We start from the raw sequence: 24741 nt of genomic DNA on the forward strand, positions 1-24741 counted from the left end.
TTGACAGTCGATCATGCCTTCGTCTACAATGAGTATACGAGGCAGGATTAAAAATTCTGAATTGTCTAGGAAAACTTTTCAAAAACAATATTTTGCTCTGATATGAATTATGAGGTGATGGAATGTCATCGGCCGTCGAACAGCCGCCTATTCAGATCAATCTTGCCTGGTGCAAGGGCTGCGGAATCTGTTACACCCTTTGTCCCACGAAAGTCCTCGGCGCGGATGAGTTGGGGAAAGTCACGCTCACGCAACCGAAGAAGTGCACGAAATGCAAGATTTGCGAAAATCATTGTCCTGATTTCGCTATTTCTGTCTCAGGGGGGAAGAAAAGTTGACCACTGCACCCAACAAGGCCCGCCTGATGCAGGGCAACCAAGCTTGCGCCGAAGGCGCCATCTATGCCGGCCTCCGGTTCTACGCCGGTTATCCCATCACCCCGTCCACGGAAATTGCGGAAGTATTGGCCGAACGGCTCCCCCAGGTGGGTGGTCGTTTCATCCAGATGGAAGATGAGATCGCCAGTATGGCCGCCATCATCGGCGCTTCCTTGACAGGGACGAAAGCGATGACGGCGACCTCGGGTCCTGGTTTCTCGCTTAAGCAGGAAAACCTGGGCTACGGCATTCTCGCGGAAGTTCCCTGTGTCGTCGTCAACGTGCAACGTCTCGGCCCCTCTACCGGTGGACCGACAGCGCCGGCTCAGGGAGACGTGATGCAGGCGCGCTGGGGAACCCATGGCGACCATCCCGTCATCGCCCTCTGCCCCAACTCGGTGCAGGAGTGTTTTGACCTCACTGTGACGGCCTTCAACCTATCCGAACGGTTCCGCATCCCCGTTCTCTTCATGCTGGATGAGGTCATCGGTCACATGCGCGAGCGGATGGCCATTCCGGACCCTGGCGAATTGGAAGTGAGCGAGCGGAAAAGGACTGCCCTTCCTCCCGACGAGTATGTGGCCTACGCGCCTGTTGATGATACACTGGTTCCGCCTATGGCGAACTTTGGCGAGGGATACCGGTTCCATGTGACTGGCCTGCTGCATGACGAGACAGGGTTCCCTTCCAACAGTTCATCTGTTGTCGGACCTCATCTGGATCGCTTGCACCGCAAGGTGGAACGCGGTCTCGATGAGATCGTCATGGTGGAAGAGATCGAGACAGACGACGCTGATGTCGTCATCGTCGCTTACGGCTGTGTGTCCCGTTCGGCCGCCCACGTTGTGCGCGAAGCGCGCGCCCAAGGGTTGCGCGTCGGCCTGTTGCGCCTGATCACCCTCTGGCCCTTCCCGGTCGATGCCGTTCGACGTGTCGCCGAAGGCGCCCGGGCCATCATCGTGGCGGAAATGAACCTTGGCCAGGTGCTCGATGTGGTCAAGAGCGCCGTCGAAGGGCAGGTCCCCGTCTATGGCGTCTGCCGTGCCGACGGAGAAATGATCGCTCCCGACACCATCCGGGAGAAGGTCGAGGAGGTACTATAAGTGTTTGCCGAAATCGAACAGTATTTCCGCACGAACCGGCTCCCCCATATCTGGTGTCCCGGTTGCTCCAACGGCATTATCGTCAAGTCGATCGTGGAGGCCATTCAGAAGGCTGGCCTCGATCAAGACAAAACGGTCATCGTTTCCGGCATCGGCTGCTCCTCCCGGGCGACGGGCTACTTAAACTTCGATACCCTGCACACCACCCATGGCCGGGCGATTGCCTTTGCCACCGGCGTCAAAGTGGCCAACCCGGAACTGAACGTCTTCGTCATCACCGGTGACGGCGACTGCACCTCCATCGGAGGCAACCACTTCATCCATGCGGCCCGGCGGAACATTGACCTCAATGTGATCCTCTTCAATAACAACATCTATGGCATGACCGGCGGACAGTACTCGCCGATGAGCCCTACAGGGGCAAAGGGAACCACCGCTCCGTATGGTAATATCGAGCGTCCCTTCGATATCTGCAACCTGGCCATCGGCGCCGGCGCCACTTATGTGGCCCGAGGCAACTCCTTCCACACGCACCAGTTGACCGACATCATCCACGCCGGCATCGCCAACAAAGGGTTTTCCTTTGTGGAGGCTCTGGCTGCCTGCCCCATCTACTATGGCCGCAAAAACAAGCAGGGCAGCGCCGCCGACATGCTCAAATGGCAAAAGGACCATTGCTTGTCCAAAGAGGCCGCTGACCGGCTGCCTCTGGAAAAAAAGGAAGGCAAAATCCTTACTGGCGTCCTCCACAACGTATCGGCTCCGGAGTATACGGAGCAGTACGATAAAATCATTTCGAGATTCAAGGAGGCCAACAGCAATGCGTGATAGTTGGGAAATCCGACTGGGCGGCACCGGCGGTCAAGGTCTGATCACCGGGGGGATCATCCTGGCCGAAGCGGCCATCCTCGATGGGAAGAATGCTGTTCAATCCCAGAGTTATGGTCCCGAGTCCCGTGGCGGTTCCTCCAAAGCCGAGGTCATCATTTCTGGCGACCGGATTGACTACATGAAAGTCAAAGATGCTGACCTGCTGCTGGCCATGAGTCCGGAAGCGGCCAAGAAGTATATCGATGAGGTCAAGGAAGAAGGCATCGTCATCCTTGACAGCACCTATATCAAAAACTGCGAGCCAGCCAAGGGGAAAGTTTACCCTGTCGACATCAGCCGTCTGGCCCGCCAGGAAGTGGGCCGTGAAGTGGTCGCCAATATCGTTGCCCTGGCCGTCATCGTCGGCTTGACTGGCGTCGTTTCCCGGGAAGCGCTGGAAAAAGCCGTTCTTTCCCGTATCCCCAAGGGGACCGAGGAGATGAACCTGAAGGCCATCGCCGTCGGTTTCCGGGCGATTGAAGAGGCGTTGAACGCCGCCTAAGTCAAAAACACCGTAAATCCTTTTTTCTCGTGGTCACTCTCGACCCGAGTGGATCAACTAGAGAAGCCCTGTCACGACTCCGATTAAGGCGTGACAGGGCTTTTTTGCGCACAAGAAAGCCGCTTTGGCCTTCGACTGCTGTCATTGGCCAAAGCGGCAGGAGGGCTACCGGCGCCGGATCGCCTCGCGGATATCGACGACGGCGTCGGTGATGGTCCGCAGTTCCCGAATAAACCAGGCAACCAGGCCGATATAGGCCACTATCGCCAAATGAGCCACATTGGCGTGCATCCTCCGGAAGCCTGAACAGTGGTGCATGCGGTCACCTCCCAGCGTTAGCTTACCCCCGGGAGGTCAAATTATTGAGAGATCTGTAGAAGTCAAACAATGGTTCCATCGGAGCCGGATCGGAAAAAGGCATGCCGGTGAAATGAAGAAATCAATAGGGGCAGTAATAAATCGTGTTGTACCCGTCGACAGCCACCAACCGCAGGGGCGTCGTCGATGTCCACACCTTTTGCCGGGTCATCTGGTCGAAATCAAAGAGGTACAGCTCGTATTTCGACGCATCGGCCGTTGACGTCCCTTCCGATTTGGCGTCGATCATGTAGAAGAGCTTGCTGTCTCGATTCCAGGCGTAGGTGAAGCGGGTGTCGATGGGCAGGTTATGGAGTTTTACCCGTCGCCAGCCGAAGAAGGAGGTGATCTCTCGGTTGGCCGCGATCAGGTCATAGCTGTTGGAAACCTTGGCTCCCGCTTCAGCAGGAACAGGCCCTTCTTTGGACCCTGTCGATACAGCGCCTGCCGCTGGCTGATACTGGCGAAGGATGATCAGTCGCTCGTTGGGCGAAGCGCAGAGGAAACGGTTGGATTCGGCGCTGTCAAAGCCGGTAAGCCAGCGGATGCTGCTATCGGAGTGCGGCCGGATCTCACCGACATGGTGACGGCCTGTATCGATGCCATTGGCCGTAACTTCCGTTTCCATAATGATCGTCGAGGGGTATTTGAGCCAGGCCATCGGCGCAACAGCTTTGCCGAGGTCGGTCATCTTCAGCAGTTCCCTTGTCTCCGGGGCGTAGCGATAGATCTCACACCGCTCCGGTGAGGAGTATTGGCTGAAAATGAGATAGCTGCTGTCCGGCGACCAGCGGGGGGAGCGGAGGTCGGCGCCCATGCTGACTGGGGTGCGGTTGTTGGTCTTGACCTCATAGATGAAAAGGGGATTGTCGAGGGCGATGTAATTGTCGTCAGGCGACCAGATGGGCAGGTTGGGGCGCTTGTCCGACTGGTGAATGTTCTTGACCTCGCCGTCGTTGACGCGGGCCAGGCTGACCGTGTAGGTGAGGGCGCCCCCGTCTTTCGGGTGAGTGATCGTTCCAAAGGTCACCATGTTGTCATCGGGGCTCCAGGCGATGGCGGGGAAGAACTCTGTCCCGTCGTCATCGGTCAACCGGTGCAACCGGATCGACTGTTTCGTTTTCATGTTGACGATAAAGAGACTGTTGCGCGTGGTGAAGGCCATGCGCTCTTTTTTGTTGCTGAAAGTGATGCTGGACCATTGGATCTCGTCCTTAGCGGCGGCATCGGTCGTTTTTTTCTCCGGCGTCGGCTTTGAGTCACCGAGGCCGGGCGTGCGAACCGTGTAAGAAGCGAGCGCCTGGTCACAGACCTCGCGCAGGTCGACAAGATGGTAGCCGGCGGGGGGAACGTCCACTGGCGGAAGGGTCTTCGCTTCGACCCACTGGGTGTCCGGCCCGGGAACGATGCTATCGGCCGTCGTCAAGGGGAAGCGCTTGTTCGTGGCGAGGTTATAGGCAGCAAGGGCAACGATGAGCAGGGCGGCAAGCAAGGGGATTCCGGGCTTAAGGCGTTTCATGGAAGACCTCCTGGTGGTGATGGCCACATTTTAGATTCTGTCTGGACTAGACCTGAATTAGACAAAAGCTATCGAATTCCTGCCGATTAAAGCGAAACTTGTGGCGCTTGTCCTGTTTCCTCCCCTTTGATCATAGGGTGTAGAAGGAAATAGGCGAAAGGGAACGGCGATGAAGGGGGAGCTTTCGCGAGTGAAACAGAACAAGAGAGGAGTGGCGTAATGGCTTCTATCTGGCACTGGAAGCCGATCCGATATGGTTTGCTCCGTGCGGCGGCAGTCCTGATCGTCGGGATGATGATCACCGGTATCCTCGTCTGGCGGTTGTCGGGTCCCGTATACTTTTTCAGTCCCTGGATAATGTTTCTGCTCGGGGCGGCGGCTCTCGCCGGAGGTTATCGGGCGGCCCGCCTGGCCAAGAGGCGCGGGGGGCTGCAGGGACTTTCTGTTGGGGCGTTGCTGGCGCTGTTCTGTATGTTTTTTTGGTCTGTAACAGGGAGCTATTCGCTCGTGACGGCTGGTCTCGACGCCCTTTCTTTAATGGCCCTGGGCGGCGTAGGCGGCATGCTGGGCGCCTTTTCAATCGAGAGAGGACGGACGATCCGAGCCGGCCGGTGACGGAATAACCCCATATATGTCCGCGCAATCTAGTTCTGGAAGCCTGACCGGCAGAACAGAATTAAACGAGACGGAGGCGCGCATGGACTGGGGAATGATTGCGGGTATCCTCAATATCATTGTCATCAATCTTGTCTTGAGCGGCGATAACGCGGTCGTCATCGCGATGGCCAGCAAAGGCTTGCCGGAGGAGTACAGAAAAAAAGCGATCTTTTGGGGGGCTGCCCTGGCGGTCGTCTTGAGGATTCTCCTTACCTTTCTAGTGGCTTTGTTGCTGCGCGTCCCTTTGATCCAGTTGGTTGGCGGACTGTTGCTAGCCTGGATTGCCCTTAAGCTGTTGTACCCGGAGAAAGAGACGAAAAACATGGAGGAGGCCACTGATGACTTCAAAAAAGTGCTGTTTACGATTCTCGGCGCTGATCTCCTGATGAGTCTCGACAATGTCCTCGCTGTGGCCGGAGCGTCACAAGGAAACTTCTATCTGCTCGTCTTCGGGTTGTTATTGAGTATCCCCATTGTTTTGGTTGGGAGCACCTTTTTATCGAATCTGCTCTCACGGTATGCTTGGCTTGTCTATGTCGGTTCCGGGATACTGGCTTGGACAGCAGGGAAGATGATTGTTGAAGACAAAAGCGTGGGACCCTTTCTGGAACACTTGCCCATATCGGAGTATCTTGTTCCCTTGGCGATAACGGCGATAGTCATCTTGGTCGGTAAATGGATCCGGGACAGGGCATTGGCTGCCGAAGGGAGTTGAAAGAAAAAAAGACACGAACGGTTGAAAGGCTGCTTTCAGAACAAGCAGCCTTTCCGTATGCCTCCATCGTGTCTCGATAAACGGTCTAATAATCAAAATCCAAGTCCGGACAGCACCTTGCGCAATTCCTTTGCGCTGTGCCGCAGCAACCCTTCTTCCTCGTCACTCAGGGGCAGGTCAAGGATCCGTTCCCGGCCGCCGGCGTGGACGAGGCTCGGCAGGCTGAGGCAGACGTCGTCGATCCCATAGTGACCGTCGATGAGGCTCGAGATCGTCAGCACCGAGTGTTCGTCGCGCAGGATGGCCTCGCAGATGCGCCGGACGGCAAGGGCGATGGCGTAGTAGGTGGCGCCTTTGCGTTCAATGATGTGATAGGCCGCTGTTTTCGTCTCTTCAAACAATGCTTGACGGTCCAGGGGCGCTTTGCCGAAGAATTCGATGTGATCCAGGTCGGCGCCGGCGATGTTGGCCAGGCTCCAGAGGGGCACCTCTGTGTCGCCGTGTTCGCCGGCGATGTAGGCGTGCACATTGCGCACATCGACACCAAAATGGCGGCTCAAGGTATAGCGGAGACGGGAACTGTCCAGGACGGTGCCGGAACCGATCACCTGCCGGTGTGGCAGGCCGCTGACTTGGAGGGCCACATAGGTCAGGATGTCGACCGGGTTGGCCACCATCAACAGGATGGCGTCAGGGCAGTGCTTCATCAATTCAGGGATGGCCTGTTTGAGGATGGCTGCGTTTTTACTCGCCAGATCCAACCGCGTTTCTCCCGGCTTCTGATTGGCGCCGGCGGTGAAGATGACGATGCGCGAGCCCTTGCAGTCGCTGTAGTCGCCCGAAACCACCTCAACGGGGCTCACAAAGGACACGCCGTGGTTTAAGTCCATGGCTTCCCCTTCAGCCTTCTTCCGGTTGATGTCCACCAGGACCAGTTCGGAAACCGTCGAGGCGCTGAGCAGACCGAAAGCGGTGGCTGCGCCCACATTGCCGGTGCCGATGATAGAGACGCGAACATCCATGGCAAAAGTTCACCTCGCCCTTAGTATGTCCGGTTCCGGCTTTCGCCCGACCACTTATGGCATTGATTCGAGCTGACGCAGTTGGGTGAGCCCATTGACCAGCAATGTGAGGGTTTCATTTACTGGCGTGGCGACGCCATGACGGCGGCCGTAGCGCGCCACCGCCCCGTTGATGGCGTCGATCTCTGTCACCCGGCCGGCTTCCATGTCTCGGAGCATGCTGGAACGGTTGGCGGCCGTTGCCAGAGCAACGGCCTTTGCCCGCTCGACAGGCGCGGGAGAGAGGACGATGCCGGCAGCCGTCGCCACCGCCGCCGCTTCAGCGACCGCCTCGGTCATCAGGCAGGCCAGCGCCGGTGATTCCAGCACTTTGCCGTTGGGAATGCCGGCGATGGTCGTCAACGCGTTGATGCCTACGTTGATGAGCAGTTTATCCCACAACAGTCCCGTCACATTGCCGCTGGCCGCCGCGTTCAACCCGGCCCGGTTGAAGGCCGTCGCGATCGCCACAATCCGTTCGGAGTGAAGGCCTCCCGGCTCTCCCAGGTGGGTCTGTCCCCGCCCGGTCAGCCGGACACTGCCAGGGCCGACAAGGAGGGCGCCGAAGGAACTGGTTCCCACCAGCACCCGTTCGGCGCCCCAGCGCTCCGCCAGGATCTCGGCATTGCCCAGGCCGTTTTGCAGCGTGAGCAGGGAGGTGTGGGGGGCCAGGAGCGGCCCCAAACCCTTGGCAGCAACGGCTGTATCGGTCGCTTTGACACAGAGGATGACCAGATCGGCCGGACCAATCTCGGCGGGACAGGTGGTGGCGCGCACCGGGATGGTCAACGGTTCGTCCGTTCCTCCCGGAGCATCCAATCTGTTCAGTCCGCTCAGGCGAAGGCCTTCTTTGTTCATCTGCTCCACATGGGCGGTCTTTCGAGCGATGAGGGTCACATCGGCGCCGGAGCGAGCGAGGAGGCCGCCGTAGAGGCAGCCCATAGCGCCGGCGCCCACCACGGCGATGAGCATTAATAGAGTCCTTTCATCTCGTCGTCCATGCCGAAGCTGTGTTCCCGGTCGGGAAAGACGCCGTCGGCCACTTCCCGGGCGTACTCATTGAGCGCCGACCGGATGACAGGGCCCGTCTGGGCGTATTGCTTGACGAATTTGGGGATGAAACGATCATACATTCCGAGCAGGTCCTGGATGACGAGGACCTGGCCGTCACAGAAGGGGCCGGCGCCGATGCCGATGGTCGGGATGGAAAGGCTGTCGGTGATCGTTCGGGCCAGGCCGGCGGGGACACATTCGATGACGACGCTGAAGGCGCCGGCCGCCTCCAGCGCCAAGGCGTCTTTCAGCATCTGCTCGGCTGCTTCCTCTGTCTTCCCCTGGACCTTGAAACCGCCCAGTTGGGCCGCCGTCTGCGGGGTGAGACCGATGTGGCCCATGACGGGGATGCCGGCGTCGACGAGAGCGCGGACCGTTGGGGCGATGTGGGTTCCCCCTTCGATCTTGACGGCTTCAATGCCGCTTTCCTTCAGCATGCGGTTGCCGTTGCGAATGGCGTCTTCAGGAGAGACATTGTAGGTTCCGAAGGGCATGTCGGCGACGATCAGGGTGTTCTTTGCGCCCCGAACGACAGGCCGGCAGTGATGGATCATTTCTTCGAGGGTGACCGGAACGGTGCTGTCATAGCCCAGAACAACCATCCCCAGGGAATCGCCGACCAGGATGATCTCGATGTCGCTCTCATCGACAAGGCGGGCGAAGGGGTAGTCATAGGCGGTGATCATGCGCAGCCGTTTGCCTTGCTTTTTCACTTCTTTGCACTGGGGCAAGGTGAGCTTCTTGGCCAAAACCAATTCCTCCTGTCTGTTTCGCTTTCTATAGACGCCCCTTTGGACGTCGAAAATGCGCTGCCGTCGCTGAAGAGGGGCGGTCAGCCGCTTTCCAATTCTCCCTGCCAGTTAGTTATGCCGCCACGGAAATTTTTCACACCAGAGAAGCCCTGTTTGCGGAGCGTTTGAACGGCCATTCGGCTGCGCATGCCGCTGGCGCAGATGACGACGATACTGTACTGCCGGTATGGTTCCAACTCGGTCAGGCGCTGTTTCAACTCCTGGAGGGGAATGTTGTGGGCACCAACGGGCCGGCGGGTTTGGTGTTCACGGGCGGTTCGGACGTCGAGCAGGAGCGCTCGCTTCTCCTCCGCCAGGATGCGCGCCGCCTGATCATAGGAGATATCTTCTGCGTCGCCGCCGAAAACATAGCGCGCCGCCAGCCACAAGGCGAGGGCGGCAAAAGCGGTAATGACGATCGTTAGCGCCAATTCCATGTGGGAACCCCCTGTCTGCTTAGTATTTTTCCCTTTTGGTCTCACCGATCTGTTATTTTTTATGGAGCCGCCCCATTCTCCTCCATTTTCTCCCCTCTGGTGGATTGAATCGTCGAAATACCGGGGATATAATGGTAACGCTACGGGGAAAGGGGTTAGAATTCCGATGAACGAAGAGATTAATGTCGAATATCTACACGTTGAAATCCTGGACAAGGCCTTCAACGATGTGAGTGAATATGTAGGAAAATCCAACCATGAGGCCGGCGGCCTGCTCCTGGGCGATGTCTTTTTTCAGGAACGTTCAGGGATTTTAGGGGCCCTTGTTCGCGTGGACACCTTCCTGCCGGCCCTGAACGCCGAGCCGGTCCATACGAGTCTCAAGCTGACAGAAGCCGATTGGAAGGAGTGGGAGCGCCTGCGCAAGCTGGCGCCGAAACTGCAGGTTCTCGGCTGGGTGCACAGCCATCCCGGCTGCGGCCTCTTCTTTTCCGGTCAGGATTTGACGATTCAGCAGGAGTATTTTTCCCGGCCCTGGCACATCGGCTGGGTTGTCGATCCCCAGTCAGGCACCCATGGCTTTTACCGCTGGCGCAAAGGCGCCATGGTGGCCACAGAAGACTGGCAGGCGATCCAGGTTACCCGTTCGGCGCGCACCCAACCGGTGCCGCTTTACCCTCGTTCGGCGCCAGTTGGCAAAAATCCTGCCTTTTCCAGTCCCAACGCCTATGGAGCGAAGGCCAGCGTCCGTTTCGGAGAAGGGCCTGCCGCCGAAACAGCTGCCGCGTCCGGCGCTCTGTCGCAGAATTCGGCGCAGCCTGGCGCGCCGCTTCCTCGTTTCGAACGACCGATTGAGGAAACGGCCCGGATGATGTTCGCTGTTCCCGAGCAGGCAGGGAATGTGGCTGCGGAAAAAGGAAAACCTGTCCTTGTCATTGATGACACTGTCGCCGGTTCGTCCCTTCCGGTCATCACCAATGATCGATTGCGGGGATCGCGCGATCCGCTCAAAGATATGCCGCCGGAGGCGCGAGCGCGTGGACGACGGGGGGAGAGCGCCTGGAAGCGGGCGGCCATGACCGTGGGTATGGGTCTATTGATCTTTTTGGGGGCGGCCCTGGTGACTGTCGGTGTATACACCCTGTGGTGGAAATAGCCGCAACGCCTGTGACGTTCCTCCTTGCGACGTTTGTGAATAGTCGAACAAATGGGTCTGTGCAGGAATTCCGTCAAGATCGAACGAATACTTTCTGAACACATACCGGTTCAAAGGGCGAGCCATCGGATTTTCAGTTGGCAACGGACGATCCCTCTCGGCGAAATTCGTACAGGTGGTGCATGAACCCATGATCGACCAGATTCCCGCCCTGATCGCCGGCGAGCGACGAGTGGCAGCCAAGATGATCACCCTCGTAGAAAACGGCGGCCCCGAAAAACAGGAGTTGCTGAAAGCGCTTTACCCCCATACGGGCAAAGCCTACGTCCTCGGCATCACCGGCTCGCCGGGCGCAGGCAAATCAAGCCTGACTGACCGCCTGATCTCGGGCTTGCGCAAACAGGGCAAGAAAGTCGGTGTCGTCGCTGTCGACCCGACGAGCCCCTTCACGGGCGGCGCCATCCTTGGTGACCGCATCCGCATGAATGAGCACTACATGGACAAGGATGTCTTCATCCGCTCCATGGGCACCCGGGGCAGCCTTGGCGGCTTGGCCCGGGCGACAAAAGAGGTGCTCAAGGTCCTCGACGTCTTTGGCTGTGACTACATCCTCGTCGAAACGGTCGGCGTCGGCCAGTCCGAACTGGAGATCATGACCGCCGCCGACACCACCGTCGTCGTGCTCACCCCTGGCGCCGGCGACTCCATCCAAGCCATCAAGGCGGGCATCATGGAGATTGCCGATGTTTTCGCTGTCAACAAGGCTGATCTGGAAGGGGCCGATCGTGTCGTCACCGAGATCGAGGTGATGCTTGATCTGGGCGCCCGCACCCGCCCCGGCACCCAGGAGTGGCGTCCCCCTGTCGTGCGCACGGTGGCCATGCGCGACAGCGGCATCGACCAACTGCTCGATGCCGTCCAGAAGCACCGTGATCACCTGGAGACGACAGGAAAACTCGCCGACGAACGAAAACAGCGGATCAAGTTGGAACTGCGCGAAGTGATCGAGCATCACATCAAGGATCTGATCCGGAATAAAGTGGAGAAAACAGGCGAGTGGGACCGGATTCTCGACGAGGTGATCCATCGCACCCTCGATCCGAATACGGCGGCTGAACAGGTGCTGGAAAAAGGGCTCGCATCGGGGGAGCCTCAGTAACCCTTTGGGGCAAACTTGACAAAAGGAACCAAAGTCCCTAAGATAAAGGAATAATCCATCGGTTGAAAACGACGATGGGGAGGAGTACACCGTTTTAAACCCTGCAGAGAGGCGACCCAGGGGTGTTCCCCTGGCTGAAAGGTCGCCGGGTGGCGCGGTGGAAGTCGTCCCGGAGTGCCGCGAGGCCGGTTGGACCCGTTATCGTCCCCCAAGAGCGCTTTTTCGACCGCGGCGATTCGCCGGCGGCCGGAAGAACAAAGGTGGTACCGCGGAGCACTCCGTCCTTTGCCGGACGGGGTGCTTTTTGTATTTTTTGCGCGACCGGAGATTTTTCCGGCGCAGGGTAAGCGGACCGATAGGAAATCAACGGGAGGAAGGATTCAAGTGAGCGAAGCGACATCTTCCGGTTTGTCCAAAACTTATGATCCCAAACAGGTGGAAGCCATGCGCTATGCCTGGTGGAGTGAGAAGGGCTTTTTCAAAGCCGACGTCAAAGGTGGCGGCAAACCCTTTTCGATCGTCATGCCTCCGCCGAACGTGACGGGAAGCCTGCACCTGGGCCATGCCCTTGACAACACCCTTCAGGACATCCTTTCCCGCTTTAAGCGGATGCAGGGCTACAACGTGCTCTGGGTTCCCGGCACTGACCATGCCGGCATCGCCACGCAAGCCAAGGTGGAAGAAGCCCTGTCCAAGGAAGGCGTCTCCAAGTACGACCTCGGCCGCGATGCCTTTTTGGAGCGGGTTTGGGATTGGAAACACCAGTACGGCAACCGCATCACGACCCAACTGCGCACCCTGGGCACCTCCTGCGACTGGAGCCGGGAGCGCTTCACCATGGATGAGGGCTGTTCCGAGGCTGTCCAGGAGGTCTTCATCCGCCTCTACGAAAAAGGCTTGATCTACCGGGGCAACCGGATCATCAACTGGTGCCCCAAGTGCCAAACGACCATCTCCGACATCGAGGTGGAGCATGAGGAGCGCGGCGGCCACCTCTGGCACATCCGCTATCCTGTCCAAGGCGGCGACGGCGAAGTCGTCGTGGCGACAACCCGACCCGAAACGATGCTTGGCGACACGGCGGTAGCCGTCCATCCCGACGATGACCGCTACAAGCACCTGATCGGAAAAATGGTCGTCCTGCCTATCGTCAACCGGCCGATCCCTGTCATCGCCGACGCCTACGTCGATCCCGCCTTCGGCACCGGCGTCGTCAAGATCACGCCGGCCCATGACCCGAACGATTTTGAGGTGGGCCTGCGTCACAACCTTCCCCAGATCACTGTCATGACCAAGGAAGCCCTCATGAACGATGAAGCCGGCCCCTACGCCGGGTTGGACCGCTATGAGTGCCGCAAGCGCATCGTCGGCGATCTGGAGGCCCAGGGGTATCTGGTGAAAGTCAACGACCATGTCCACGCCGTCGGCCAGTGTTACCGCTGTGACACCGTCGTCGAACCGATGGTGTCTCCCCAGTGGTTTGTCCGCATGAAGCCCCTGGCCGAGCCGGCGATGGAGGTCGTCAAGGACGGGCGGCTCAAGTTCGTGCCTGAGCGGTTTACGAAGATCTACTTGGGCTGGCTGGAAAACATCCGCGACTGGTGCATCTCCCGGCAGCTCTGGTGGGGCCACCGCATCCCCGTCTGGTACTGTGATGACTGCGACTACATCTACTGCGGCCGCGCCGACGAGCGTCCCGACGTCTGTCCCAAATGCGGCGCCAGTCACTTTGAGCAGGATCCCGATGTGCTCGACACCTGGTTCTCCTCTGGCCTTTGGCCCTTTTCCACCCTCGGCTGGCCGGAAAAAACAGAGGAACTGGCCAAGTACTACCCCACGTCGGTCCTCGTCACAGGCCGGGACATCATCTTCTTCTGGGTGGCCCGCATGGTCTTCCTGGGCCTCGAATTCATGGGCGAAGTGCCCTTCCGCGAGGTCTTCATCCACGGTCTCATCCTGGACGCCCAGGGGCGCAAAATGTCCAAGTCCCTCGGCAACGGAGTCGACCCCATTGAGGTCATTGACCAGTATGGCGCTGACACGCTGCGGTTCATGCTCGTCACCGGCAACACGCCCGGCAACGACATTCGCTTCCAATTTGAGCGGCTAGAGGGAACCCGGAACTTTGCCAACAAGATCTGGAACGCCTCGCGCTTTGTTCTCATGAACTTGGAGGGCTTCAAGAGCCACCAGCCTTGGGGCGAACTGACCCTGGCTGACCGCTGGATCCTTTCCCGGTACAACCGCCTGATCGGCGAAACGACGGCGGCGCTGGAACAATACGATCTGGGCGAGGCGGCTCGCCTGATCTATGAATTCCTCTGGAACGAATACTGTGACTGGTATATCGAACTGGCCAAACCGCGCCTCTATGGCAAGGAGCCCGGCGCCAACGACGCCGCCGCATCGCGCCAGACGGCCCAGAAGGTGCTCGCCCATGTGTTGCGCGGCACGCTGGAACTGCTCCACCCCTTCATGCCCTTCCTCACCGAAGAGATCTGGCAGCAGTTGCCCCACCATGGCGAATCGATCATGATCGCCCCCTGGCCCGAAGGGGAGCCTGAGTTCATCAACGCCTCTGTGGAGGAAGAGATGGCCCTGGTCATGGATGTCATCCGCGCCATCCGCAACATCCGGGCCGAGATGAACGTGGCGCCGGGCAAGCGGGCTGAGGTGATCCTGGTCAGCGGCAACGAGGAGCACCGCCGGGTCCTGGCCGGTGGCGCTGCCTACATCGTCAACCTGGCCAGCGCTTCCGAAGTGGAGATCGAAGGGACCGGCTACGGACAGCCCGAAGGGGCGGCGACGGCCATCGTCGGTGACACATCCATTTACCTGCCCTTGAAGGGGCTCATTGACCTGACCAAAGAGATCGACCGCCTGACGAAGGAGTTGCGGGCCGTTGAATCAGAGGTGCGCCGCCTCGGCGGCAAGCTGAACAACGCCGGCTTTATCGCGAAGGCGCCGGCGGAAGTGGTCGCCAAGGAACGTGAAAAGGAAGGGGAGGCGCTCCGGAAAAAATCGGCTCTGGAGGAACGCCTGCGCACCCTCACATCACTGGGGACCTGATGGAACGAGCAATGAAACAGGAGCCAAAAAGAGAGCGGGAGCAGCATGCTGCTCCCGTTGTCACTTCGACTTGTCACAATGGGGCCTCCGGGCAAGAGGGGCACGCTGCCAGTCACGATGCCTCTTTCGCCGATGCGCTGGCCTACTTGAAAGACTTGACCAAGTTCGGCTTTAACTTCGGCCTGGGTCGCATTACCGAGTTGTTGCGCCGCCTCGGCGACCCGCACCGCCGGGAGCGCCCCGCTTTTATTCATGTCGGCGGCACGAACGGCAAAGGCTCCACCTCGGTGATGACCGCCGCCGTTTTGCAGGCGGCGGGCCATCGGGTCGGCCTGTTCACATCGCCCCACCTGCACTGTTACACGGAACGGACACGCATCAACGGCGAGCCCATCGCCAAGGCGAAAATGGCGGCGCTGATCGCCGAGCTGCGCCCTCACCTGGAGGCGATGGTGGCCGAAGGCTTTGAACACCCCACCGAGTTTGAGGTCTGGACGGCCTTGTCTCTGCTTTATTTCGCCCAGGAAGACGTCGATGTGGTCGTCCTTGAGGTGGGGCTTGGCGGGGCCATCGATTCGACAAACGTGGTGACGCCGATCGTAGCCTGCATCACCAATGTCACCTTTGACCACATGGATTACCTGGGCACGACGCTGCCGGAGATCGCCGCCGTCAAGGGGGGGATCGTCAAGGCCGGCGCGCCGCTGGTGACTGCCAGCGAAGAGGCCCCTGTGCTGGCGGTGCTCCGGGAGAAGGCGGAACAAGTCGGCGCGCCGGTCATCCAGGTGGTGCGCCGGGGACCGATACTGCCCAAAGCCATCCAGGTCCGGTGGGAACCTGTAGCGGGCCAGGAGCGGGAGAGGATCGTCGTCGAGGGCCGTCTCGGCCTCTACGGTCCCCTAACGCCGCCCCTGACAGGCAAGCACCAGCAGGTGAATCTGGCAACGGCCGTGGCGGTGCTGGAAGCGGCAAAGGAGAAGGGCTTTGACTGGCGACCGGATCACCTGGCGTCGGGGCTGCGCCAGGTGACCTGGCCGGGTCGACTGGAACGTCTCGGTTCCTTTCTGCTCGACGGCGCCCACAACGTGGCCGGCGCGTTGGCCCTGGCCGGTGCGCTCCGAGAAGAAGGCGCCGGGAAGCGTGTCTTCGTCCTGGGCATGCTGGCCGACAAAGAGCGCGAGCGCGTCGTCGAGATCTTGGCCCCCCTGGCCAACGCCATCGTGGTGACGCGGCCCAACAGCCCTCGCGCCGGCGAATGGCAGGCCTTGGCCTCCCTGGCAGCCAGCCGCTGCCCGCGCGTCTTTGTCGTCGACGACATCGGCGATGCCCTGGAGAAGGCTCGGCAACTGGCCCCATCGACGCCGGCAGCCGTTGTCGGCGAACCCCCCCGTTTAGCGGCGCCGATCGTCGTCACCGGATCGTTGTACATGGTGGCAGAGGCGAGGAATGTGATCCTTTCTGACGAATGTAATCGAAGATTTTACGAAAAATGAGATGGTGGCTTCACCATCTCATTTTCTGCTGATATAATAGTTGGGGTGTGCGCGTAAAGATTAGGTTATGGATGTTAGCATTTCGTAAAAATCAGGAAGAAGGGTTTAAACAACATGCTGCTGTCATTGAAGCCCCGGGAAGACAAGTTCTTCACGCTCCTGGAACAAAGTGCCCGCATCGTTCACCGCGGTTCTACCGTCTTTCAATCGCTGATGAAGGATTACCAACTCCTATCGGTCAAAATGGCTGAGATCACTGAGGTCGAACATGAAGGTGACGACATCACCGCAAATATCTCTGACCAACTGAATTCCACCTTCATCACACCGATCGACCGGGAAGACATCTACACCTTGAGCAACCGGCTGGATGACATCCTCGATAACATTCATGGAACGATTGAACGCATGCATCTCTATCAAACGGGCGAACCATCGGAAGATCTTGTCGTGCTCGTCGACGTGCTGTCTGAGGCCACCAAACTGCTTGTTTCGGCTTTTGAATCAATGCGCAACATCCGCAAGGAACAGGAAAAGATCATCGAAACCTGCGCCCGCATCAAGCAGTGTGAGAGCGATGGCGACCGCATCTACCGGCGCGGCATGGCCAAGCTCTTTAAAGAGATCAATGAGCCCATCGAACTGATCAAATGGAAAGAGATCTGGGAACGAGTCGAAGACGCCATCGATAACTGCGAGCATGTGGCCAAGATCGTCAAAGGAGTCGCCCTCAAGAATGCCTAACATTGAAATTGTTGTCTTTGCTGTCGTATTGTTGGCTCTCGCCTTTGACTACATCAACGGTTTTCATGATACGGCCAACGCTGTCGCCACATCGGTCTCCACGCGCGCGATCTCGCCGAGCAACGCCATCCTGCTGGCAGCGGCGATGAACTTTGCGGGCGCCCTCTCTGGCACGGCGGTGGCCAAGACCATCGGCTCTGATATTGCCGACCCGACAGCAGTCACGCTGTCGGTTATCCTGGCGGCTCTCGTTGGCGCGATTTTTTGGAACCTCCTCACCTGGTACTACGGCATTCCCTCGTCCAGTTCCCATGCCTTGATTGGTGGCGTCATCGGCGCTGTTGTGGCTGGACAAGGAGCCAGTCATCTCAAGTGGGCCGGCATCCAAAAGATTGTGTTCATCCTGCTTGCCTCGCCGATCATGGGGCTGGTCGTCGGCTTCTTCATGATGACAGCGCTTTGGTGGCTGTCGCGCAAACAGACGCCGGGCCGGGTCAATCAGCGCTATCTGCGCCTGCAGATTCTGGCGGCGACGGCGGCGGCTTTTTCTCATGGCTCCAACGACGCTCAGAAGTCGATGGGCATCATCACCATGGCCCTTTTCAGCACCGGCATGATCGCCACCTTCGAGGTGCCCAAGTGGACCATCTTTGCCTGCGCCATGGCGATGGCCCTTGGCACGGCCGTCGGCGGCTGGAAGATCATCCGCACCATGGGCGGACGGATCGTCAAGTTGGAGCCGATCAACGGTTTTGCTGCTGACGTGAGTTCCGCGCTGGTCATCTACGGCGCTTCGACGCTAGGCATGCCTGTAAGTACCACACACGTTGTTTCTTCGTGTATAATGGGGGTAGGCTCGGCCAAACGCGTCTCTGCCGTTCGTTGGGTCGTGGCCAAGCGGATCGTCACCGCCTGGATTTTTACCATACCGGCCTCGGCCGCTGTCGCAGCTTTGTCTTACGCAGTGATCCATCGGTTAATCGGTATCTAGAAAGAAGGGATTTGGCGTGAAAACCCTGAAAATCCCCGAAGCCACAATCATCCGGTTGTCCATGTATTCCCGCTATCTGAGCCAGGTGGAGGAGCGGGGCGTGCAAATGATTTCTTCGGGAGAGATCGCCGAAGGGGTGGGCGTGAGTCCCGCCCACGTTCGCAAGGATCTGGCCTATTTCGGGGAATTTGGCACTCGCGGTGTCGGCTACAATGTGGACGAACTGCAACACCACATCTTAAACATCCTCCGGCTGAACCGGGAGTGGCGCGTCGTCATCGTCGGCGCCGGTCATCTCGGCTCTGCGCTGGCCATGTACCGGGGCTTCCAAGAACGGGGCTTCCACCTCGTCGGGATTTTTGACAGCGACCCCGCTAAAATCGGGCAGACCTATGACGATATCACCGTTCAACCCATCGATGAATTGGACAGGACAGTGAAGGAAAAGCAGGTGGGCATCGGCATCATCACCGTCCCGGCCACAGTGGCCCAGGAGGTCGCCGATATCCTCGTCTCCGCCGGCGTGGACGCTCTCTTGAACTTCGCCCCCTGTGTCTTGAACCTGCCGCCTCGGATCGAGTTGCGCAATGTCGATCTGTCGGTGAACCTGGAGGTATTGACCTTCAATCTGGGTTCGCGGGGCAAGCTGTAAACCGGGTTCTCTTCGATTCGGAGTCCTTTTTCTAATGTGATAACCTGCGCTACTTATTCCGTAGACATAGCAACGCTTGTTTCGTATATTTACTTATGGATATTCAGATCAGAAACTGAAATGAAAGAAAGTTACCCCTTATGGTAGTCCTGTTCACTACTATAGGGGGTAACTTTTTTGCTTTTATAATAAGCGCAGGTAAGGCACTTAAATGCATGGCACGAGTGAATAAAAGAGGTAGCTTTTTTTCATAAAAAAACGACACAATGCCAGACTAGAGAATGACCATATCGTGACAAAGGAGGAGCATTACCGCTATGTCTGATCCCTACGCCAAAGGCATGCTCCGCGTCCATCCCTACGCCAAGAAAAAGGATGTCGTCGGCGAACTGGTGGCCATCCTCGAAGGGAAGCTGGAGAATCGCGGGCTGCAACTGATCAAGCCCATCTCCCGCGCCTTGGCCGAGGATGAGATTCACGAGATCATCGTCACCGACGAATTCGAGGCCGGTCCAGGGAAGCAGGTGGACCGCATCGCCTACCTCGGTTTCTTCGAGGTGAAAGGGGGCGGCGTCATTGTTACCGGCGACCCGGTTTTTTTAAAAGGGAAGCTCCTCGGCCATATCGCCGGTTTCGACGAGACCCATATGCCCAACCACATCAATATTGTGATCAAATCAGATGAGCGTCAATCAGGCGTGTCCATCGGCGCTGAGATCGGCCAGCAACTGCTGATCAAAAGTCCCGACTGAAAGAGAATTCCTGGTCAATCAACCGTCAAAAAAGCACATTTTTTTCCCAGCCTCGGTGAAACTAGCGATGAGTTTCAAGGGATTCGCACTTTCAGGAGGTGAAGGGATGTCTGTAGAAGCAAAACTGCAGGAGATGGGAATCACGCTGCCGGAAGCGCCCAAGCCAGTGGCCGCCTATGTGCCGGCTGTCAAGGCGGGAGATTTCATCTACACGTCAGGGCAGATCCCCTTTGTTAACGGCGAGTTGAAATACAAGGGCAAAGTGGGCAAGGATCTGACGGCGGAGAAGGCCTATGAAGCGGCAAAGGTTTGTTGCCTGAACTGCCTCGGCGTGATCAAGGGGCAGGTGGGCGATCTCAACCAGGTCAAAAAGATCGTCAAAGTGACAGGCTTCGTCAACAGCGCAGCCGGATTTCAGGGCCAGCCCGGCGTCATCAACGGCGCTTCCGAGTTGTTGGGCCAACTCTTTGGCGACAAAGGGCAACACGCCCGCTCCGCTGTCGGCGTCAATGAACTGCCGCTCGACGCCGCGGTGGAAGTCGAGATGATCGTGCAAGTTTAAAGTCATTCCCTGAGCCAGCCAGGAGCCAGTCAGCGCATGTAAGACAAGGAGGATCCTGATTTGACGACAACCCTGAAATACAAATACCAACTGTACCGCCATCTCCAGGCCAGCGTCCCCCAGATTTACGCCGAAGCCAAAAAAGTGGCCGATGAGATCGGCATCCCGCCGAACCTGCGCGGCAAATTCGGCCTCACCGGCGCCATCTCGGGCTGCCCGGCGCCCTTGCGTCGCGACATCGCCGAGGCGACCGAAAAGGGCGGCAAAGAAGTCATCCCCTTGGCCAAGCTCGTCGATGAACTCCGGGAGATCGTCAAGGATGTCTACGGCGACGAGTGGGAACCGGTGCCGACGAGCACCTGCGAGGCGGCGCTCTGGCTCTGCTTCGACAGCCTGATGACACCGCCCAACCTGGGCCGCGGCGACAACTACCGCGCCCGCTACATCTGCCCCTATGAAAAGCACATGCACCACCAAGGCGCCTACGGCCGTCCCTTCCCGCCCAAGTACAAGGACATCTACGCCGATCGCGGAACCACCGCCGGGGAACTCGGTTTTTACGGCAAACGGCAGAACAACTTCGATACGGTCATCGTGCCGCTCGTCGGCGCCCAGTATCCCGTCCACGGCATCAAAGCCCACCCTGTGCCGCTGCTGACCGAGGTCGACCCGGAGGCGTCCATCGAGCAGATGGCCTTGGCCGCCGAGGTGCATGCGCCCTTCCTGACTGGTTTCGCCTCCCTCGGCTATGACACCCCCGGCTACGGCTACGGCGTCAAGGATGAGGACGGCGCGCCGCTGTTGATGAAGCGCATCGGTGAACTGGCCCACGAGTACAACGTGCCCTACCTGATCGACAACGCCTGGGGCATCCCCTTCGTCGGCACCGACCCCCGCAAGGTGAACGCCGATGTGATCACCTACGCCATGGACAAAGCCTCCGGCGCCGCCACCTCGGGCCTGGTCATCGGTCGCGAGGACGTGATGACTCACATCCGCCGGGCCATGGGCATGCACGGCGACCGCTGGGGGACGACAGCCTCCTACGGCAAAGCCGCCTTCGTCACCTTCGATCCCGGCAAAGAGGCCCTGCTCAGCCAGGTGCAGACCCTGCGGGTGTTGCGAGACAAGCCGGAGATCCTGACCAAGCCGGTCGACGACCTGGAGCGGATCGTCAACGACGAGTTTGACAAAATTCACCCGAACATCAAAAAAGGCCTCAAGATCAGCAAATCCTACAACTCCCAGGCCGTCGAGGTCAACTACGAAGGCACCTGGAAAGAAGGCGGGCTGGGCCTGCCCATCTTCGCCATCGAAGACATGTACGCCGGCAGCAATATCCTGCAGAGCGGCCTGGCCCAGATGGGGGTCATCCCGACCATCGCCTACGATGCCAACGTCTACATCTCGCCCGGTCTGGGCACGACAGACGACGATGGACAAATCATCGAAGAGAATATGCGCTTTGCCGTCGGCGCCCTTGTCCGCTTGATGGAGATCACCGCCCGCTACGCCGGAATGATCTAATGAATGCCATCGCAAGAAAAAGCGGCAAGGAGAGAGAGGTGACGATCCAGTGCCGAAGGTAGTCGTCGTCGGCGGCGGTTGGGCCGGTTGCGCTGCAGCGATTGCCGCAGCCAAGGCCGGCGCTGAGGTTACCCTGCTCGAACGGACTGACATGTTTCTGGGCACCGGTCTCGTCGGCGGGATCATGCGCAACAATGGCCGCTTTACCGCCACTGAGGAAATGCTGGCCTTGGGCGTCGGCGATCTCTTCGAGGTCACTGACGAGGTCTCCCGCCATAAAAACATCGAGTTCCCCGGCCACCAACACGCCAGCCTCTATGACGTGGCCAAGGTGGAGCCGGCTGTCCGCAACCGCCTGGCCAAATACCCCAATATTCACTTCCGCACGTTGGCTCGGGTGCGGGACATTGCGATGCAAGGATCGCGCATCACCGGCGTAGTCTTGGATGAGACGGAAACCCTTTCCGGCGATGTCTTCGTCGATGCCAGCGGCACAGCAGGGCCCCAGGGGAACTGCGGCAAGTATGGGAACGGCTGTGTCATGTGCATCTACCGCTGCCCGACTTTTGGCGGACGCGTCTCGATCGCCGGCAAAGCCGGCGTCAAAGAGATCATCGGCAAAAAGGCCGACGGCAGTTTCGGCGCCATGTCCGGCTCCTGCAAGTTGCATAAAGATTCGATCCGTGACGACATCGTCGACACCCTGAACAAGACGGGCGTGGCCGTCGTCTCTATCCCGGAGGCGTTGCGCAAGGAGGACGCCCTGTCTCAGAAAGCCTGCCAGCAGTACGCCCTCAAGGAATTTGCCGAAAACGTCATCCTCCTCGACACGGGACACGCCAAGCTGATGTCGCCCTACTACCCCCTGGACAAATTGCGCCACATTCCCGGATTTGAAAACGCCCGCTTCGAGGACCCCTACGCCGGCGGAATCGGCAACTCCATGCGCTATGTGGGCATGTGCCCCCGCGACAATGCCCTGAAAGTCAAGGGCGACGTGGAGAATCTCTTTTGCGCCGGTGAAAAGGCCGGTCTCCTCGTCGGGCACACGGAAGCCATCGTCACCGGCGCCCTGGCCGGCCATAACGCCGTCCGCTTCGCTCTGCAAAAGCCGCTCCTCGAACTGCCCCGTTCTCTCGCTGTCGGCGACGCCATCGCCCATGTGAACGAGCAGATGCAGACCGAGGAAGGATTGACGAAAAAGTACACCTTCTCGGGATCCGTCTATTTCCAACGGATGAAGGAGCAGGGGCTCTATTCGACCGATGTCAACGCCATCCGGCAGCGGGTGGAAGGAGCCGGCTTGACTGGCGTCATGGCACGGCCCGTCTCTTAGGAGGTGATCGCCGCTGGTTACCCTCACAACGCTTCACTGGATCTTCCTCTTCTACGTGCTGGTGGTCATCATCGTCATGGGTTTGCGCCGAGATCCCTTGATCCCCTGTCTGATCGGCATCCTGCACATCGGCTGGATGTATTCGGGCAAGCTCGTCGGGGCGATCCAGTCTGTGTTCAACGCCTTGGTTGTCGCCGGCACGGAGTTTCTCGGGATCATCGTGGTCATTTCACTGATCGTGGCCATGTCCAAGGTCTTGACCGAGTTGGGCGCCGACTACGTGATCATGCGTCCCGCCGCTCGACTGATGGTCAACGCCAATGTGGCCTTCTGGATCCTGGGTTTGTCCATGATGGTCGTCTCCTGGTTTGTCTGGCCTTCTCCGGCCGTTGCCCTGATCGGCGGGATCATGCTGCCCATCGCCGTCCGAGCCGGGCTGCCCTCCATGGGCGCCGCCATGGCCATGAACCTCTTCGGTCACGGCATCGCCCTTTCCAGCGACTACGTGATACAGGGAGCGCCGACGATCACTGCCAAAGCGGCCGGGTTGGGGTCAGAACAGGTCGTTCAGGCCTCGATCCCGCTGGTGATTGTCATGGCGCTGGTCACAACGATCGTAGCCTTTATCTTGATTCGGCGAGACATTGCGGCCAACCGGGCCGTTCATGAAAAGGAACGCCAGGCCTTTGAGAGCAAAAACCAGAATGTCGAGATCACCTCACTTTCTGTGATTTTTGCCATTTTGGTTCCGCTGGCCTTCGTCGCCGACGTAGTGGCGATGTATGTGTATAAACTCAAAGGCGGCGACGCCACCGCCCTTGTCGGAGGAACTGCGGCCCTCCTGCTCGCCTTGGGTTCTGTGCTCAAATATGGCGTCGAGTCGCTGGAGAAGATCACCGATTTTGTCCGGGACGGCTTCATGTTCGGCATCAAAATCTTCGCCCCTGTGATCATCATCGGTGGCTTCTTCTTCCTCGGCAAAGGCGAACTGTCGCAGCAGATCCTGGGCAAGGGGGCGCCCGGCTTCCTTGAAGATGTCGGTCTGGCCCTTTCCAACGCTGTCCCCTTGAACAAAGCGGCGATCGCCGTCATCGAATTGGCGGCAGGCATGATCGTCGGTCTCGACGGGTCCGGCTTTTCACCGCTGCCGCTGGTCGGTTCCATCGCCGCCGCCTTCGGTTCTGCTCGCCCTGACTTGAATGTGGCCGTCCTGGCCGCTCTGGGCCAGATCGCCGGTGTCTGGACCGGCGGCGGCACCATCATCCCTTGGGGCTTGATCCCGGTGGCCGCCATTGCCGGCGTCAACCCCATCGAACTGGCTCGCCGGAACTTCATCCCCGTAATCGCAGGTCTGGCAGCGACAACCGTCGTCGCCATATTGCTCATGTAAGGGGGACCAGAATCCCATTCACAACGGGGAGACAGGGCAACAGCATATCCGGTGGCTGCGCGGTTGACAGGGTAAAGCCTTGTCAACCGTTTTTTTACGAAAAAGGCGGATATGCCGTTCTTTTTGAGGGCCAAAATAAAAATCTCGATTAGGGAGAAAATAATCCCAGCGTAGATGACAGGGTCCCGGCAGGGACAATGACGAGGAGGAAAACAATGGCGCAAGGGGTGCTCTCCCAGGTGCTCGATGCCTTGGACCTGGAGACCTTCCTCATCTGTTCAAGCGAGGAAGAGGGAAAGGAAATGGCCATTCGCCTGATGAAGACGCTGGGCTTTCACGATGTGGACTTGGTGTTCATCCAGTTCGCCGGGCCAGGGGCGCGCGTTCGAGCCCGCGCCTATATCTATCGTCCCGGACAGGATTACGCCTGGGTTCGCAATGTCAACCGGGAAGGGAAGGGGTGATCCG

General features: G+C 58.9%; 25 protein-coding genes. 19 read left to right on the forward strand and 6 right to left on the reverse strand.

The genetic code is table 11. From position 1 onward, the window contains the following. The first annotated feature begins 122 nt into the window (after positions 1 to 122). From GTO89_RS04185 to GTO89_RS04200, 4 genes are read left to right on the forward strand one after another with little or no spacing between them, the layout of a single operon-like run. Positions 123 to 338, forward strand: coding sequence for a 4Fe-4S binding protein (locus GTO89_RS04185; protein WP_161260819.1), 216 nt, complete (start codon positions 123 to 125; stop codon positions 336 to 338). Continuing rightward, positions 335 to 1480, forward strand: coding sequence for a 2-oxoacid:acceptor oxidoreductase subunit alpha (locus tag GTO89_RS04190; RefSeq protein WP_235920229.1), 1146 nt, complete (start codon positions 335 to 337; stop codon positions 1478 to 1480). Before GTO89_RS04185 ends, GTO89_RS04190 begins: the two co-directional genes overlap by 4 nt. Then, positions 1481 to 2308, forward strand: coding sequence for a 2-oxoacid:ferredoxin oxidoreductase subunit beta (locus GTO89_RS04195; RefSeq protein ID WP_161260820.1), 828 nt, complete (start codon positions 1481 to 1483; stop codon positions 2306 to 2308). Beyond that, on the forward strand, positions 2301 to 2852 hold the full coding sequence (locus GTO89_RS04200; RefSeq protein WP_161260821.1) for a 2-oxoacid:acceptor oxidoreductase family protein: 552 nt from the start codon (positions 2301 to 2303) through the stop codon (positions 2850 to 2852). Before GTO89_RS04195 ends, GTO89_RS04200 begins: the two co-directional genes overlap by 8 nt. Before the next feature lie 165 nt (positions 2853 to 3017). On the opposite strand, the gene GTO89_RS04205 is transcribed toward GTO89_RS04200, so the two are convergent. Further along, complete coding sequence (locus GTO89_RS04205; protein WP_161260822.1) at positions 3018 to 3170, reverse strand: hypothetical protein; 153 nt, start codon at positions 3168 to 3170, stop codon at positions 3018 to 3020. A 121-nt stretch (positions 3171 to 3291) separates the two neighbouring features. Further along, positions 3292 to 4728 (reverse strand): TolB family protein, encoded by a 1437-nt coding sequence (locus GTO89_RS04210; RefSeq protein ID WP_161260823.1) that lies wholly within the window; start codon positions 4726 to 4728, stop codon positions 3292 to 3294. 219 nt (positions 4729 to 4947) lie between these two features. Here GTO89_RS04210 and GTO89_RS04215 point away from each other — a divergent pair, with 219 nt between their 5' ends. Beyond that, entirely contained in the window at positions 4948 to 5343 is a 396-nt protein-coding gene (locus GTO89_RS04215; protein ID WP_161260824.1) for a TIGR04086 family membrane protein, read from the forward strand. Positions 5344 to 5425: 82 nt separating this feature from the next. Beyond that, a complete protein-coding gene (locus GTO89_RS04220; protein ID WP_161260825.1) occupies positions 5426 to 6100 on the forward strand; it encodes a TerC family protein in 675 nt (224 codons plus the stop codon). A gap of 92 nt (positions 6101 to 6192) precedes the next feature. Here the strand turns inward: GTO89_RS04220 and GTO89_RS04225 are convergent, their stop codons facing one another. The 4 genes from GTO89_RS04225 to GTO89_RS04240 all read right to left on the reverse strand — a co-directional run bounded on the left by GTO89_RS04225 (position 6193) and on the right by GTO89_RS04240 (position 9442). Then, entirely contained in the window at positions 6193 to 7122 is a 930-nt protein-coding gene (locus tag GTO89_RS04225; RefSeq protein ID WP_161260826.1) for an L-lactate dehydrogenase, read from the reverse strand. Between the two features lie 54 nt (positions 7123 to 7176). Continuing rightward, on the reverse strand, positions 7177 to 8133 hold the full coding sequence (locus tag GTO89_RS04230) for a ketopantoate reductase family protein (protein ID WP_161260827.1): 957 nt from the start codon (positions 8131 to 8133) through the stop codon (positions 7177 to 7179). Then, positions 8133 to 8963, reverse strand: a complete 831-nt coding sequence (gene panB, locus GTO89_RS04235) for a 3-methyl-2-oxobutanoate hydroxymethyltransferase (protein WP_161260828.1) — start codon at positions 8961 to 8963, stop codon at positions 8133 to 8135. Before panB ends, GTO89_RS04230 begins: the two co-directional genes overlap by 1 nt. A gap of 83 nt (positions 8964 to 9046) precedes the next feature. After that, positions 9047 to 9442 carry a rhodanese-like domain-containing protein gene (locus GTO89_RS04240; protein WP_161260829.1) on the reverse strand — a complete coding sequence of 132 codons (396 nt, stop codon included), beginning with the start codon at positions 9440 to 9442 and terminating at the stop codon, positions 9047 to 9049. A 166-nt stretch (positions 9443 to 9608) separates the two neighbouring features. Here GTO89_RS04240 and GTO89_RS04245 point away from each other — a divergent pair, with 166 nt between their 5' ends. The 13 genes from GTO89_RS04245 to GTO89_RS04305 all read left to right on the forward strand — a co-directional run bounded on the left by GTO89_RS04245 (position 9609) and on the right by GTO89_RS04305 (position 24737). Then, positions 9609 to 10598 (forward strand): Mov34/MPN/PAD-1 family protein, encoded by a 990-nt coding sequence (locus GTO89_RS04245; RefSeq protein ID WP_161260830.1) that lies wholly within the window; start codon positions 9609 to 9611, stop codon positions 10596 to 10598. 190 nt (positions 10599 to 10788) lie between these two features. After that, positions 10789 to 11757, forward strand: a complete 969-nt coding sequence (meaB, locus tag GTO89_RS04250) for a methylmalonyl Co-A mutase-associated GTPase MeaB (protein ID WP_161260831.1) — start codon at positions 10789 to 10791, stop codon at positions 11755 to 11757. Positions 11758 to 12141: 384 nt separating this feature from the next. Continuing rightward, positions 12142 to 14826, forward strand: a complete 2685-nt coding sequence (locus tag GTO89_RS04255) for a valine--tRNA ligase (RefSeq protein WP_161260832.1) — start codon at positions 12142 to 12144, stop codon at positions 14824 to 14826. Beyond that, positions 14826 to 16319 carry a bifunctional folylpolyglutamate synthase/dihydrofolate synthase gene (locus GTO89_RS04260; protein WP_235920230.1) on the forward strand — a complete coding sequence of 498 codons (1494 nt, stop codon included), beginning with the start codon at positions 14826 to 14828 and terminating at the stop codon, positions 16317 to 16319. Before GTO89_RS04255 ends, GTO89_RS04260 begins: the two co-directional genes overlap by 1 nt. Positions 16320 to 16433: 114 nt before the next feature. After that, positions 16434 to 17063, forward strand: coding sequence for a DUF47 domain-containing protein (locus GTO89_RS04265; protein WP_161260833.1), 630 nt, complete (start codon positions 16434 to 16436; stop codon positions 17061 to 17063). Beyond that, on the forward strand, positions 17056 to 18054 hold the full coding sequence (locus GTO89_RS04270; protein WP_161260834.1) for an inorganic phosphate transporter: 999 nt from the start codon (positions 17056 to 17058) through the stop codon (positions 18052 to 18054). The genes GTO89_RS04265 and GTO89_RS04270 overlap by 8 nt, the downstream gene beginning before the upstream one ends. Positions 18055 to 18070: 16 nt before the next feature. Continuing rightward, complete coding sequence (locus tag GTO89_RS04275) at positions 18071 to 18706, forward strand: redox-sensing transcriptional repressor Rex (protein WP_161260835.1); 636 nt, start codon at positions 18071 to 18073, stop codon at positions 18704 to 18706. A 317-nt stretch (positions 18707 to 19023) separates the two neighbouring features. After that, entirely contained in the window at positions 19024 to 19458 is a 435-nt protein-coding gene (locus GTO89_RS04280; protein WP_161260836.1) for a DUF6917 domain-containing protein, read from the forward strand. Between the two features lie 106 nt (positions 19459 to 19564). Then, positions 19565 to 20020 carry a RidA family protein gene (locus GTO89_RS04285; protein WP_161260837.1) on the forward strand — a complete coding sequence of 152 codons (456 nt, stop codon included), beginning with the start codon at positions 19565 to 19567 and terminating at the stop codon, positions 20018 to 20020. A 60-nt stretch (positions 20021 to 20080) separates the two neighbouring features. Next, positions 20081 to 21547: a hypothetical protein gene (locus tag GTO89_RS04290; protein ID WP_161260838.1), complete on the forward strand. Its 1467-nt coding sequence runs from the start codon at positions 20081 to 20083 to the stop codon at positions 21545 to 21547. Positions 21548 to 21596: 49 nt separating this feature from the next. Continuing rightward, a complete protein-coding gene (locus GTO89_RS04295) occupies positions 21597 to 22883 on the forward strand; it encodes an FAD-dependent oxidoreductase (RefSeq protein ID WP_161260839.1) in 1287 nt (428 codons plus the stop codon). Between the two features lie 55 nt (positions 22884 to 22938). Then, positions 22939 to 24273, forward strand: coding sequence for a hypothetical protein (locus tag GTO89_RS04300; protein WP_328793858.1), 1335 nt, complete (start codon positions 22939 to 22941; stop codon positions 24271 to 24273). A 215-nt stretch (positions 24274 to 24488) separates the two neighbouring features. Beyond that, a complete protein-coding gene (locus GTO89_RS04305) occupies positions 24489 to 24737 on the forward strand; it encodes a hypothetical protein (protein WP_161260840.1) in 249 nt (82 codons plus the stop codon). The last annotated feature ends 4 nt before the right edge of the window (positions 24738 to 24741 follow it).

Source organism: Heliomicrobium gestii, assembly GCF_009877435.1.
In the GTDB taxonomy this organism is placed as follows: domain Bacteria; phylum Bacillota; class Desulfitobacteriia; order Heliobacteriales; family Heliobacteriaceae; genus Heliomicrobium; species Heliomicrobium gestii.

Coding starts and splice junctions, on each gene's coding strand:
- GTO89_RS04225 (WP_161260826.1), bottom strand. CDS start 7,122: ATGGATGTTCGCGTCTCTATCATCGGCACCGGCAATGTGGGCGCAGCC.
- GTO89_RS04270 (WP_161260834.1), top strand. CDS start 17,056: ATGCCTAACATTGAAATTGTTGTCTTTGCTGTCGTATTGTTGGCTCTC.
- GTO89_RS04185 (WP_161260819.1), top strand. CDS start 123: ATGTCATCGGCCGTCGAACAGCCGCCTATTCAGATCAATCTTGCCTGG.
- GTO89_RS04205 (WP_161260822.1), bottom strand. CDS start 3,170: ATGCACCACTGTTCAGGCTTCCGGAGGATGCACGCCAATGTGGCTCAT.
- GTO89_RS04305 (WP_161260840.1), top strand. CDS start 24,489: ATGGCGCAAGGGGTGCTCTCCCAGGTGCTCGATGCCTTGGACCTGGAG.
- GTO89_RS04220 (WP_161260825.1), top strand. CDS start 5,426: ATGGACTGGGGAATGATTGCGGGTATCCTCAATATCATTGTCATCAAT.
- GTO89_RS04215 (WP_161260824.1), top strand. CDS start 4,948: ATGGCTTCTATCTGGCACTGGAAGCCGATCCGATATGGTTTGCTCCGT.
- meaB (WP_161260831.1), top strand. CDS start 10,789: ATGATCGACCAGATTCCCGCCCTGATCGCCGGCGAGCGACGAGTGGCA.
- GTO89_RS04230 (WP_161260827.1), bottom strand. CDS start 8,133: ATGCTCATCGCCGTGGTGGGCGCCGGCGCTATGGGCTGCCTCTACGGC.
- GTO89_RS04240 (WP_161260829.1), bottom strand. CDS start 9,442: ATGGAATTGGCGCTAACGATCGTCATTACCGCTTTTGCCGCCCTCGCC.
- GTO89_RS04200 (WP_161260821.1), top strand. CDS start 2,301: ATGCGTGATAGTTGGGAAATCCGACTGGGCGGCACCGGCGGTCAAGGT.
- GTO89_RS04265 (WP_161260833.1), top strand. CDS start 16,434: ATGCTGCTGTCATTGAAGCCCCGGGAAGACAAGTTCTTCACGCTCCTG.
- GTO89_RS04260 (WP_235920230.1), top strand. CDS start 14,826: ATGGAACGAGCAATGAAACAGGAGCCAAAAAGAGAGCGGGAGCAGCAT.
- GTO89_RS04245 (WP_161260830.1), top strand. CDS start 9,609: ATGAACGAAGAGATTAATGTCGAATATCTACACGTTGAAATCCTGGAC.
- GTO89_RS04210 (WP_161260823.1), bottom strand. CDS start 4,728: ATGAAACGCCTTAAGCCCGGAATCCCCTTGCTTGCCGCCCTGCTCATC.
- GTO89_RS04280 (WP_161260836.1), top strand. CDS start 19,024: ATGTCTGATCCCTACGCCAAAGGCATGCTCCGCGTCCATCCCTACGCC.
- GTO89_RS04285 (WP_161260837.1), top strand. CDS start 19,565: ATGTCTGTAGAAGCAAAACTGCAGGAGATGGGAATCACGCTGCCGGAA.